Origin of the sequence: Gemella sp. 20925_1_85, assembly GCF_041433735.1 — a bacterium.
Taxonomy (GTDB): Bacteria; Bacillota; Bacilli; order Staphylococcales; family Gemellaceae; genus Gemella.
On record NZ_JAPWCC010000040.1, the window covers coordinates 1 to 12,428 of the forward strand.

The 12,428-nt window shown below is 30.3% G+C and carries 12 protein-coding genes; 10 read left to right on the forward strand and 2 right to left on the reverse strand.

All coding sequences use genetic code 11. The features are described from left to right. The coding region (locus O3884_RS08645) for a hypothetical protein (RefSeq protein ID WP_371452948.1) at nt 1-872 on the reverse strand (872 nt) is incomplete at its 3' end. A 209-nt stretch (nt 873-1,081) separates the two neighbouring features. After that, on the reverse strand, nt 1,082-2,404 hold the full coding sequence (locus tag O3884_RS08650) for an APC family permease (RefSeq protein ID WP_371452950.1): 1,323 nt from the start codon (nt 2,402-2,404) through the stop codon (nt 1,082-1,084). Between the two features lie 568 nt (nt 2,405-2,972). On the opposite strand from O3884_RS08650, the gene lysS reads away from it, so the two are divergent. The 10 genes from lysS to yajC all read left to right on the forward strand — a co-directional run bounded on the left by lysS (nt 2,973) and on the right by yajC (nt 12,368). Further along, nucleotides 2,973-4,472, forward strand: a complete 1,500-nt coding sequence (gene lysS, locus O3884_RS08655; protein WP_371452952.1) for a lysine--tRNA ligase — start codon at nt 2,973-2,975, stop codon at nt 4,470-4,472. Between the two features lie 187 nt (nt 4,473-4,659). Then, nucleotides 4,660-5,721 (forward strand): signal recognition particle-docking protein FtsY, encoded by a 1,062-nt coding sequence (gene ftsY / locus O3884_RS08660; protein ID WP_371452954.1) that lies wholly within the window; start codon nt 4,660-4,662, stop codon nt 5,719-5,721. Between the two features lie 223 nt (nt 5,722-5,944). Then, nucleotides 5,945-6,448: a PTS sugar transporter subunit IIA gene (locus tag O3884_RS08665; RefSeq protein ID WP_003145298.1), complete on the forward strand. Its 504-nt coding sequence runs from the start codon at nt 5,945-5,947 to the stop codon at nt 6,446-6,448. A 39-nt stretch (nt 6,449-6,487) separates the two neighbouring features. Next, nucleotides 6,488-7,927 (forward strand): tetratricopeptide repeat protein, encoded by a 1,440-nt coding sequence (locus O3884_RS08670; protein WP_371452956.1) that lies wholly within the window; start codon nt 6,488-6,490, stop codon nt 7,925-7,927. A gap of 10 nt (nt 7,928-7,937) precedes the next feature. Next, nucleotides 7,938-8,138 (forward strand): YqgQ family protein, encoded by a 201-nt coding sequence (locus O3884_RS08675; RefSeq protein WP_003145053.1) that lies wholly within the window; start codon nt 7,938-7,940, stop codon nt 8,136-8,138. A gap of 10 nt (nt 8,139-8,148) precedes the next feature. Further along, nucleotides 8,149-8,433: an Fpa/YlaN family protein gene (locus O3884_RS08680; protein ID WP_371452959.1), complete on the forward strand. Its 285-nt coding sequence runs from the start codon at nt 8,149-8,151 to the stop codon at nt 8,431-8,433. Between the two features lies 1 nt (nt 8,434). Further along, nucleotides 8,435-9,652: an FtsW/RodA/SpoVE family cell cycle protein gene (locus tag O3884_RS08685; protein WP_371452960.1), complete on the forward strand. Its 1,218-nt coding sequence runs from the start codon at nt 8,435-8,437 to the stop codon at nt 9,650-9,652. 160 nt (nt 9,653-9,812) lie between these two features. Next, the gene (gene queA / locus O3884_RS08690) at nt 9,813-10,841 is read left to right on the forward strand and encodes a tRNA preQ1(34) S-adenosylmethionine ribosyltransferase-isomerase QueA (RefSeq protein WP_371452962.1); all 1,029 of its coding nucleotides are present in this window, start codon (nt 9,813-9,815) and stop codon (nt 10,839-10,841) included. 21 nt (nt 10,842-10,862) lie between these two features. After that, the gene (tgt, locus tag O3884_RS08695) at nt 10,863-12,017 is read left to right on the forward strand and encodes a tRNA guanosine(34) transglycosylase Tgt (RefSeq protein ID WP_294682073.1); all 1,155 of its coding nucleotides are present in this window, start codon (nt 10,863-10,865) and stop codon (nt 12,015-12,017) included. A gap of 87 nt (nt 12,018-12,104) precedes the next feature. Beyond that, nucleotides 12,105-12,368: a preprotein translocase subunit YajC gene (gene yajC / locus O3884_RS08700; RefSeq protein WP_274459341.1), complete on the forward strand. Its 264-nt coding sequence runs from the start codon at nt 12,105-12,107 to the stop codon at nt 12,366-12,368. The last annotated feature ends 60 nt before the right edge of the window (nt 12,369-12,428 follow it).

Consider the following 12,428-nt stretch of genomic DNA (forward strand, 5'->3'; position numbering starts at 1 on the left):
TATTGTTTAAAACATTGATTACTTATGATGCTACAAGCGTAACACGGTAGAAAGTATTTCCAGTCGTATTCTAAAACAAAAAATAAATTGATAAATATTAACTCTAATATTGTAAAATATACACCAATTATGTAGGTATTCCCCGACTGTTTTGTTAAAGTTCTATCGATTGTTTTAAAGATTTTTTGATAGATAGTTAATAAAAGAATAAATACTATACTAATTAACAAAATTATCTTTGTAGTAATATTTATTTTTAAATCACTTAGCCACAAACTAATAGCTATGGTGTTAGTAATTATAAATAAATGACCAGTTAAGTGATAAAAATTTATATCTCTTACATGAACGCTTCTGGAGATAAAGCTTGGGAATAATTGACTTACAGTGAAAGTAAGAAGTATAAACCAGTAGCAATAATCTATGAATATTAAGCCTAATAATAAAGAAAGTGTACGACCAGTATGAATATAACAAAATGGTTCTGTTAGTTTTTTTATCATAAGGTCTTTTTTATCTGTGAGAATATACTCGGTTATATGTTGAACACTTAATATTGCAGATAGTAGGATTAATGTTGCAAGTATATATTTAATATTTAAAGAGTTTCTCACTAGTAAATTCACTATAACGAGTATTTGTGAAATTAAAAAGAAGTAGTTAATAAAGCTATCTTTTCCATATCTGTTTAGATGAACAACTTCCAACAGCCAACTATTAAAGAAAATAATAAAAAGTAGCATAAAGTGAAAGAAGTTATATATTGATTTATCTGAAAATGAATACTCTACTGAGAATTTACTTATTAATAAAGACAATGAAATTGTATAAAAAGAGGTCAGAATGGTCTCTTTTTTTAAAACAAAATTCAAGATAAAGCTTCCTCCTTACTACTTTAATTACTCTCATTTTGATAAAAAAATATTGAAGTTATCCGTAGCTCAGGGCTAGAAGGATAACTCCAACCTTCTAAACAAAATTGAAAGAAGTTATAATCTTATTTTATCAAAAATAGATCTAAATATCAATAAAAGGAGAAGTGACTCAAAGTATTAATTTGCATCACCTCTCTTATATTTCATTATTTTTTGAATTTTTTATGAATCTCTGTGTAGAAAATTAGCCCTGCTAATGTTATAACTGCTCCACTAATCGCTAACGTGAATTGTGTTATTAGAGCAGAAATAACGATATAAATTCCACCTATTATAGCAATTAGAGGAACTATTGGATATAGTGGAACTTTATAAGGTCTTGGTAAATTCGGTTCTTTCTTTCTAAGAATGAATACCGCTAAGAATGTTGCAATAAAGAAAATCCAAATTGTAAATAAAAGGAAATCCGTTAGTGCATCAAATCCACCTGTAAACATCATTGCAATTGTTAAAATTAAAGTAACCAGAGCACAGAAATATGGTATTGAAAACATATTTAGTTTTAACCAATATTTTCTAAATGGTATTTGATTTTTTAGTGCCATTGCATAAGGTACACGAATCGCAGTCATTGTGAATCCATTCATTGTTCCGTAGACACTTACCATAATTCCTATTGTTATTATTTTCCCACCATTAGGTCCAAATAATTTAGTGGCAATATCATTAGGAACATTACCATTACCAGCAATTTGCTCCATCGGCATAGTTAATAGATATGCAATGTTTATTAGTAGGTAAACTGCAGTAATAACTAATAAACCATATAAAATTGCTCGTGGCAAATCTTTTTTTGGATTTTTCATCTCACCTGCTATAGTTCCAACATTACTCCAACCATCATAGCCATACATTGCAGCTAGCATAGCGGCTCCAAGAGCGGCTAGTGAAGAAGTATTGATAGTTGAATCAACTGAACTACTTGGAATTAATTCAATAGTAGTCGGATTAGGTTGTAATAATCCAAATACAATAATCGCAAATATAGGGATAAGTTTACCAATTGTCGCAGCGGTTTGAATTTGACCACTAGCTTTACTTCCAAGTAAATTTAAACCAGTAACTGTAATTGCAGCGCATGCACTTATTAAGATTGAATATTTTTTATCGACTTGGAATAAATTTAGAAATTGTGTTGCAAATATAGTAGCGGCAGCAGCAATACTCGCTGGATAATAAATCACAGCTTGAGCCCAACCTAATAAATAGGAAAAAGTTTTACCATAGGCTCTTTCTACCCAAACTATCATTCCCCCAGTTTCGGGCATAGAGGCTGCTAGTTCTGCAGTTGTTAGTCCAGCACAAATACTGATAATACCAGCAAGAAGCCAAGCTAGGAGACCTAAGCTAACACTGCCTGTTGTTTTATATATGACAGCTGCTTTAAAGAATACACCTGATCCAATAACTACACCAACTACCGTTGAAAATGCACCAAAGAATCCTATATCTTTTTTTAATTTTGTCAAAATATACCTCCTAAAAAATATTATAAATAATGACATCTGTATTAATAAAAATACTTTAAATGATGATGCTGATCCAAAAGTCCTAAAATGTAACAAAGTTCAGATGAGAACTCATAGACGCAGTGGTTTATTGATATCTAAATTCGCTTATAAAAGCTTTTTAGATATCTAATAAACTGTGCGGGGGTGACTCGACAAAATCTTGTTTCTTAAGAAGTCACGATTTTTGAGTCACTCCCATATTTTAATATGTATATTTAATTGTTATTCAAGAGTACATTATATATTATTTTTTTCTATATAACAATAGTTTGTGAGAAAAATATTAGAAGTATGTTAGAAAATCGGACATGAAGTAGTAAGAAGTGAGTCTACAAAGTCGATTTCTCCGAAATCACGATTTTTGAGTCACTCCCATAAGTTATTTAAAGTATCAGTAGCTAATTATAATTTATAGTATGAAATTTTAATAAAATTATTGTTAAAGATTTAACAAATTCATTGAAAATATGTTATAATAGGGAGTATCTGAATAAAATTACTAGATTATACTAGAAAGGAATTTAACATGACAGAAGAAATTAAAGTAGATGTACAAGATTTAAATGATCAAATGCTTGTTCGTCGTGAAAAAATGGAAGCTATGAGAGAAAGTGGTTTAGATCCATTTGGAACTAAATTCGAAAGAACTCACCTTTCAAATGAAATCGTAGCAGAATATGATAAATATAGTAAAGAAGAACTAGAAGAAAAAAATATTTCTGTAACAATTGCGGGACGTATTATGACAAAACGTGGTAAAGGTAAAGCTGGATTTGCTCACGTTCAAGACCTAGGTGGTCAAGTTCAAATTTACGTGCGTCAAGATAGAGTAGGTGATTCGTATGAATACTTCAAGACTCTTGACCTTGGAGATATCGTAGGTGTAACAGGTGTATTATTCAAAACTAACGTAGGTGAATTATCTGTTAAAGCTGACAAATTTGAAATTTTAACAAAAGCACTACGTCCACTACCAGATAAATTCCACGGACTTAAAGACGTTGAAGAGCGTTATAGAAGAAGATACGTAGACTTAATTATGAATGAAGAAAGTAAAGAAACATTTATTTTACGTTCAAAAATTATTCAAATTATGCGTAGTTACTTAAATGAACGTGGATACCTAGAAGTTGAAACTCCTATGATGCACTCTGTTGCTGGTGGGGCTGCAGCGCGTCCATTCGTAACTCACCACAATGCACTTGATATGCAATTATTTATGCGTATCGCACTTGAATTACCATTAAAACGTTTAATCGTTGGTGGTTTAGAAAAAGTATATGAAATCGGTCGTGCATTCCGTAATGAAGGTGTATCAACAAGACACAACCCTGAGTTTACAATGATCGAGTTATATGAAGCATATGCTGATTACAATGATATTATGGACTTAACTGAGTCTATGATTGCTTACATCTGTAATGAAATTCACGGTACTACTAAAGTTATGTACGGTGAAGATGAAATTGATTTAACACCAAAATGGCGTCGTGTTCACATGGTAGATGCAATTAAAGAAGTAACAGGTGTTGATTTTTGGCCAGAAATGACAGATGAACAAGCTCATGCATTAGCTAAAGAGCACAATGTTCCTGTTAGAAAAGATATGAAAGTTGGACACATCATTAATGAATTCTTCGAAACATTCGTTGAAGAAACATTAGTTCAACCAACATTCGTTTATGGTCATCCTGTTGAAGTATCTCCACTAGCTAAAACTAATGCTGAAGATACAAGATTCACTGATCGCTTTGAGCTGTTTATCGTTAGACGTGAACATGCGAATGCATTCAGTGAGTTAAACGATCCAATCGATCAAAAAGAAAGATTCTTATCTCAAATGGATGAAAAAGATGCAGGTAACGAAGAAGTTTATGAAATGGACGAAGACTTCGTAGAAGCATTAGAATACGGTATGCCTCCAACAGGTGGATTAGGAATTGGAATTGATAGATTAGTTATGTTATTAACTAACTCAGCTTCAATCCGTGACGTATTACTGTTCCCATACATGAAACATAAATAAGAAAACGTTAATATATAAAGGTTTATATAAAGCGATTTTCGCGGAATCCGCAAAATATCCGCTTATTGAAAAAAGGGCAAATATTTATAAAAATTAAATCTCCCTAAAATATAGGAAGCTTTAATAGAAATTAAAGGGAGCTTAGTCTCCCTTTTATTATATAAAAAAGGTATATAAGGAGTATCCAATGGCAAGCTTTTTTGAAAGATTAAAAGAAAAATTTTCTGCTAAGGAAGAATTAAATGAAGAACTGATTTCACTTGATGAATATGAAGAATTTGTCGAGAGTCAGTTTGTAACTGAAAAATTTAAAAAAGGACTTAAGAAATCACGCGATAATTTCTCTAACGCTCTTAATAATTTAATTAGTTCATATAGAGAAATTAACGAGGAGTTTTTCGAAGATTTAGAAGAACTATTAATTCAATCTGATGTTAGCTATAATACAGTATTAGAGTTAGTTGATTACTTAAAAGTTGAATCACAAAGACAAAATCTAAAAGAACCAAGTGAACTACAAAGTATGATTATTGAAAAACTTGTAGATGTTTACATGGAAGGAACTGTAAAATCTGAATTAAATTATGCGCAAGAAAAAGAACTTTCAGTATTTCTATTTGTAGGGGTTAATGGTGTTGGTAAGACAACTTCAATCGGTAAACTAGCTCATAATCTAAAAAAAGAAGGGAAAAAAGTTCTTATAGCTGCTGGAGACACATTCAGAGCAGGTGCAATTGATCAGCTTGATGTTTGGGCTAAGCGTAGTGGTGCTGATATAGTTAAATCACATGAAGGAGCTGATTCAGCAGCGATAATCTTTGATGCGATTCAATCTGCAAAAGCAAAAGGTTATGATGTATTATTATGTGATACAGCAGGACGTTTACAAAATAAAGATCATTTAATGAAAGAACTTGAAAAAATAGTTCGTGTAATTAAAAAGGAAGTTCCAGAAGGACCTCATGAAGTGTTATTAACAATCGATGCTACAACAGGACAAAACGGAATTCTTCAGGCTAAAACATTCAAAGAAGTTAGTGATGTTACAGGTGTAATCCTTACTAAACTTGATGGAACTGCTAAGGGTGGTATTGTTATAGCTATTAAGAAAGAATTAGGAATTCCAGTTAAACTTGTTGGATTAGGAGAAAATATTGATGATTTAGAAGTATTTGATCCTGAACAATATATCTATGGATTATTCTATCAAGAAAATACTGAACAAAAAGAAGAACAAGCAGAAGAATAAAAAATAATTTTTAGAAATATTCATTTTACATGGTTTTATGACAATGTAAAATGGATATTTTTTTATTATACAAATCAACAATTATTATAATCAAATTGCTATAGTAAATCGATGAAAATATTTTAATATTAAATTGGAATTATTTATCAAAATTAATTGAAAAAAAAGCAATAAAAGTATATAATAGATATATTAAGAAGGCAATAATATATGGAGGATTATAATGGGATTTTTATCTAAATTATTCGGAAAAAAAGAAGAACAAGTACAAGAGTTAGTATTAAACTCATACATGAAAGGTAAAGTGGTAGATATTACTGAAGTACCCGATCCAGTATTTGCTCAAAAAATGATGGGAGATGGATTTGCAATTATTCCTGAAGAAGGAAAACTAGTATCTCCAGTAGCAGGAGAAATTATCCAAGTATTCCCAACAAAACATGCTTTTGGTATTAAATCAGGAGAAGTAGAAATTCTTATCCACGTTGGATTAGAAACAGTTGCGATGAAAGGTGAAGGTTTCGATGTAGCTGTATCTGCTGGAGATAGAGTTGAAGTAGGTCAAACTTTATTAACTTATGATTTAGAATTAGTTAAAGAAAAAGCTAAAGATATTATTACTCCTTGTGTTGTTACTAACATGGATGCAGTAGCTAACATTGAAGTATTAAAATTAAATGAAACTGTTGATTTCTTACAAGAAGTAGCAAAAGTAAAACTTAAATAGACCTAGGTCTATTTAAGTTTTACTGTTAGTGGCGAAATTATGAATGATAAGAAATTTTGGAAGATTATATATCTGTATATAACAAAATATAATTATAGTATATTATATTATCGTCCAGAAAAGAAAGATGTCTGGCTTATTAATGAAGATAATGAATTAATAAGATTTATATATGGAGATAGTTTTAAATCAACAGAGATAGATAGTATAGTTTCTAATGTAATTAGAAATGAAGTTAGACTAAAAAAAATGTTTAAACTGAGTAGTTTAAAAATGAAAATCCTTTATGTTTCTCCTGATTTCGATGAAGTTATCGATGATTACAAAAAATATAGAATTTCAAATAGCTTGATTATTGAGCGTATACTTTATAATGAAAAGAACAGTAAGCTATTCTTAAAAGAAAAAGACTTTAGATTTATTGAAGGTACGCCAGATACTCTAAGATATAAAAATAGAGTAGTTGAACTTTATAAACGTCAGACACTAGATAGAAATGTTTTTAATGTAAAATATAATATCTTATCAGGTGTATATTTATTATTATTCTTGATAAATTTTGTTGTACTCTATTTATCGAGTAGCACTTATTCTTTATACAATTATATTGAATATAGTTATCAAAAAATGATAAGTGGACAATTTTATAGAATGTTCACAAGTGTGTTTACTACTGATAATTCTATGAAATTATTGCTTGTCTTGGTTTCGATTTTTGTTACTTCAATACTTTTTAATAAAACATTAAATATATTGAAGAGTATAGGGATATTATTAGTAGTATCATTTATTTTTAATTTGTTATTGATATTTGGTTACTCTGGTACGCTTGATATAGCGTTAGTTTCTAATATTGCATTGCTAGGTTCAATTTTTATGGAGCAACTTAGTAAGAAAAATGATAATCTGAAGTTTATGTATTCTGGTGCAGTGTCAATAGTATATCTAACTATTGCTACACTTGTATTTGAAACCTCAATAATACTTTATATTTTTTCTTTCATTTTAGGAGTGTTTTTAGAACTTTTCTTAATGAAAAAAAGAAATATTTATATTACATTAATATCAATATTAATCTTTGGTGTTTTAGGTGAAGCACTATTATTAGCGGGCGTAAATACTAAGAGTGTTATTAATAGATATAGAGCGAGTAGAGTAGAGAGTAGATTAGTAAAAACTTATTCAGATGAGGATATATTCAATTTAGAAAAAGAATTAACATCAAAAAATAAATCTGTACTTACTTATTATGAGTTAGGTATGGTGAAAATGACAAATGCAACTAAGCAAGAAGCTAAAAAGGTATTCTTGGACGGTATAAGTTTTGATTATACATTTTCTCCAATCTACTATAATTTAGCTGTTATTGAACGACAAGAAGGTAACTATGAAAAAGCTAAGGAATATGCTAAAAGAGCGTATGAACTAGATGGAAGAGAGAAAAACAAAAATCTAGTAGATGAGCTAAGTAAATTTTAAGGTGATGTAAATGATAAATTTTTACGATTTGCAACAATTTTTAAAATCTTTTGGTATAATAATATACATGAAAGATAGAAAACATACATTAAGTATGGTAGAATATGAGGTAAGAGAGTTAAGACGCTTAGAATTAATTTCAAAAGAAGATTTTATAAGAGCAATAGCAATTATAAAACATGAAGTTAATCATGAATTATCAAAAGGATAGGTGAGATTAAATGGAAAACAACCTTATTTTTATTAAGGTACGTAAGAGAATAGAAGAAGATGTTATGAAGATTGAAGAAATGATTAATGCTTGTGTATCGGTAAAAGGTCAGAGAACATGTCCCTTGTACCAAGATGTAATAGATACTCAAATTTACGGTCTTTCAAAAGAAATTAACATTGCTGTAGAAATAGGATGCATTTCAGAAGAAGCTGGACGTATTATTTTAGCTGATTTAGAAGATAAGGCTAGTGAAATGTATAATACTGTTATTCAAGAAAGTAAAGCGAATTAGTATGAAACTTTTTGGGAAAATACATAGATCTATAAAGCATGAAAAAAGACATGTTCGTTTAGATTGGATGGTTGCATTGACACTATTAGTTTTATTAGTTTTAAGCTGTATGATGGTGTATAGTGCTAGTATGATAGGAAATAAATATGGAACATTTACATCTGGTATTCCCGTAAGTGAGACTTATTTCCTACAACGACAAGCCATGTGGGCAATTTTAGCCTATATAGCGTTTTTACTATTTTCGGTTGCTGTACCATTCGAGATTTTTAAAGAGAAAGAATTACTAAAATATGGTTTTATTGTAATGTTTGTTTTACTTTTAATACCACAATTAATGCCGGCAATTAATGGTGCTAAATCTTGGATTAGGATAGGTTCTTTCAGTTTTCAACCTTCTACTTTAGCACAACTCTTTATTATTATGTATATGGCTTTTATTTTAGAGACAAGAAAAGAGAAGTTGAGACAAATATGCACTAGTTCAGAACTGTTGAAAATATTTAGTATTCCTCTTGCACTTGTTACGTTAATAGCTGCGCAAAATGATACGGGTATGATGCTTATTACATTATCGGTAATTGGGATTATGACTTTGTGTTCTAATATGCATTCAAAAAATGTAAAAAAAATCTTGTCACTCGCTTTAATTGCAGGGGTAGCAGTACTTATGCTATTTGTGATTAAGAATGCACTGTTTTCAAGTGGTACTTCTTATAGAACAAATCGTTTGAAAGTATTTTTAAATCCTTTTTCTGAGGATTTAGCAGCAGCTGCAGATCAAGTGATAAATTCATATGTTGCTTTTGGTAATGGAGGGTTATTCGGTAGAGGGTTAGGTAACTCTATTCAGAAACTTGGATATTTACCAGAAGCTCATACAGATTTCATCCTTGCAATTATAGCTGAAGAATTAGGATTAGTTGGAGTACTATTTGTTGTAGTGTTACTGCTAGTTATTATTGGAAAAGTAATTTTTTCTGGTACAAAATCAAGAAATACATTCTCAGCAATGTATTCTTTAGGTTTTGCCAGTTTGCTAGTTGTCCAAGGAGTTGTTAACATCGGAGGAGTTACTGCTTCTATACCGATGACTGGAGTACCATTGCCATTTATTAGTAATGGTGGTAGTTCAATCTTAATATTAAGTATAGGATTAGGTATAGCTACCAATATTTTATCTCATGTAAAATATTTACGTAGTAATAGTAAAAAATAATAAAGAATTTGGATTGATTAAATTAATCCAAATTCTTTTTGTGTTTTTTAGATAAGGAAATCGTATAAAATAGAAAAATTTATAATTTGTTATAGTGAGGCTTGCTAACTTTAGATAATCAAGCTATAATAGTAAAGGTAACTTTTAAAGGAGATTTTAGATGAAATTAGAACAATTTGATTTTTATTTACCAGAGGAGCTAATAGCACAAACACCTCTTTTAAAAAGAGATACTAGTAAATTACTTTGTGTAGATAGAAAAAATAATTCACATGAACATAAAGTTTTTTCAGATATTATAGATTATTTTAATCCTGGTGATACTTTAGTACTTAATAATACGCGAGTAATGCCGGCACGATTATATGGTGCTAAAAAGGATACAGGTGCTGCAATAGAGGTGCTTTTATTAAAAAATCTTGGACATAATGACTGGGAATGCCTTGTTAAACCTGCTAAAAGAATAAAAGAAGGTAGTATAGTATCTTTTGGTGATGGTATAATGGAAGCAGTTTGTACAAAAGTACTAGATGATGGATTTAGACATTTTGAATTCAAATATGATGGAATTTTCCAAGAAAGATTAGATGAACTTGGAACTATGCCACTTCCACCATATATTAAAGAAAGATTAACTGATAAAGAAAGATATCAAACAGTTTATTCGAAAGAGGTAGGAAGTTCAGCTGCTCCAACAGCAGGATTACACTTTACGAAAGAGTTATTAGAAAAGATAAAAGAAAAAGGTGTAAATATAGCTTACTTAACCCTTCATGTTGGACTTGGAACATTTAGACCTGTAGCTGTAGAAAATATTGAAGAACATGATATGCATTCAGAGTACTATACTTTAGATGAAGATACAGCAAAAATAATTAATGAAACAAAAGAAAATGGTGGAAGAGTATTTTCTGTAGGTACTACTTCAACAAGAACATTAGAAACAATTGCACGTGATAATAATGGGAAAATTGTTGCAGCTTCAGGATGGACAAATATCTTTATTTATCCAGGATTTGAATTTAAATGTGTTGATGGACTGATTACAAACTTCCACTTACCAAAATCATCATTAATAATGCTTGTTAGTGCATTTTATGATAGAGAAAAAGTTATTGAATTATATAACATAGCAGTTGAGAATAAATACCGTTTCTTCAGTTTTGGAGATGCGATGATAATAATCTAGTTTAAGAAAGGAAATATTTATATGAGAGATGTAAAAGAAAATGCAGTATGGTATGAACATATAAAAACTTGTAAACAATCGGGTGCAAGATTAGGTATTGTTCACACACCTCATGGAAGCTTCGAAACGCCTGTATTTATGCCAGTTGGAACGCAAGCTACTGTAAAAGCAATGTCACCAGAAGAAGTAAAAGGAATGGGTGCAGATATTATCTTATCTAATACTTATCACCTATGGTTACGTCCTGGTGAGGAGATTGTTGAAAAAGCTGGTGGACTTCACAAATTTATGAATTGGGATGGAAGCATCCTAACAGACTCTGGAGGATTTCAGGTATTTTCTCTAAGTGAGATGAGAAAAATAGAGGAAGAAGGAGTTCATTTTAAAAATCATTTATCAGGAGAAAAATTATTCTTATCACCAGAAAAAGCTATGCATATTCAAAATGCTTTAGGTTCAGATATTATGATGGCTTTTGATGAGTGTCCTGATTATAACCATGACTATAAATATATTCGTCAATCTGTTGAAAGAACAAGTCGTTGGGCTGAGAGATGTCTTGAAGCACATAAAAATCCTAAGACACAAAGTATCTTCGGTATAGTTCAAGGTGCTGGATTTAACGATCTTCGTGAACAAAGTGCTAAAGACTTAGTAAGTATGGACTTTCCTGGATACGCTATTGGTGGTTTATCTGTTGGTGAACCTAAACACGAGATGTATAGAGTTTTAGAACATGTAACACCTTTATTACCAGCCAATAAAGCGAGATATTTAATGGGAGTAGGATCTCCTGATGCACTATTTGAAGGTGTTTTAAGAGGAGTTGATATGTTCGACTGTGTGTTACCAACGCGTATTGCACGTAATGGAACATGCATGACTTCTGAAGGGCGTGTTGTAGTTAAAAATGCTAAATATGCTGAAGACTTTACACCACTTGATCCTGAGTGTTCTTGTTATTGTTGTAAGAATTATACGAGAGCGTATCTTCGTCATTTATTCAAAGCTGATGAAATCTTTGGAGCAAGATTAGCGACAACTCACAATATTCATTTCTTAATTAATATGATGAAAGATATACGTCAAGCGATTAGAGAAGATAGATTACTAGACTTTAAAGAAGAATTCTTTGAAAAATACGGATTAAACCAAGAAAATCCTAAAAACTTCTAAGAATTTAGTAAAAAAAGAATAATAAAGGTTTATTTTTTACTGAGTATATAGTAGAATAAATATATATTAAATAAACGGAGGGAAATTATGCAATATTCATATATTAATATTATTATGATTGTAGTTCTTTTTGCTTTCATGTATTTCATGATTATTAGACCACAATCTAAAAGAAATAAAGAATTAAAACTTCTTCAAGATTCACTAAAAGAAGGAGATAGAATTGTAACTTTCGCAGGAATTTACGGAGATATCGTAGAAGTAGGGACAGTAACAGTAAAAGTAAGAATTGCACCAAAAGTAGAAATCGAATTAGATAGAAATGCTATTCGTAGCTTAGTTGCAAAATAATAAGACTTTAAGCAGATTACAAAGGTAATCTGCTCAGGCTGTTGACAAATGCAGAAACTG

Coding starts and splice junctions, on each gene's coding strand:
- O3884_RS08685 (WP_371452960.1), top strand. CDS start 8,435: ATGAAACTTTTTGGGAAAATACATAGATCTATAAAGCATGAAAAAAGA.
- ftsY (WP_371452954.1), top strand. CDS start 4,660: ATGGCAAGCTTTTTTGAAAGATTAAAAGAAAAATTTTCTGCTAAGGAA.
- yajC (WP_274459341.1), top strand. CDS start 12,105: ATGCAATATTCATATATTAATATTATTATGATTGTAGTTCTTTTTGCT.
- O3884_RS08675 (WP_003145053.1), top strand. CDS start 7,938: ATGATAAATTTTTACGATTTGCAACAATTTTTAAAATCTTTTGGTATA.
- O3884_RS08680 (WP_371452959.1), top strand. CDS start 8,149: ATGGAAAACAACCTTATTTTTATTAAGGTACGTAAGAGAATAGAAGAA.
- tgt (WP_294682073.1), top strand. CDS start 10,863: ATGAGAGATGTAAAAGAAAATGCAGTATGGTATGAACATATAAAAACT.
- O3884_RS08670 (WP_371452956.1), top strand. CDS start 6,488: ATGAATGATAAGAAATTTTGGAAGATTATATATCTGTATATAACAAAA.
- queA (WP_371452962.1), top strand. CDS start 9,813: ATGAAATTAGAACAATTTGATTTTTATTTACCAGAGGAGCTAATAGCA.
- lysS (WP_371452952.1), top strand. CDS start 2,973: ATGACAGAAGAAATTAAAGTAGATGTACAAGATTTAAATGATCAAATG.
- O3884_RS08665 (WP_003145298.1), top strand. CDS start 5,945: ATGGGATTTTTATCTAAATTATTCGGAAAAAAAGAAGAACAAGTACAA.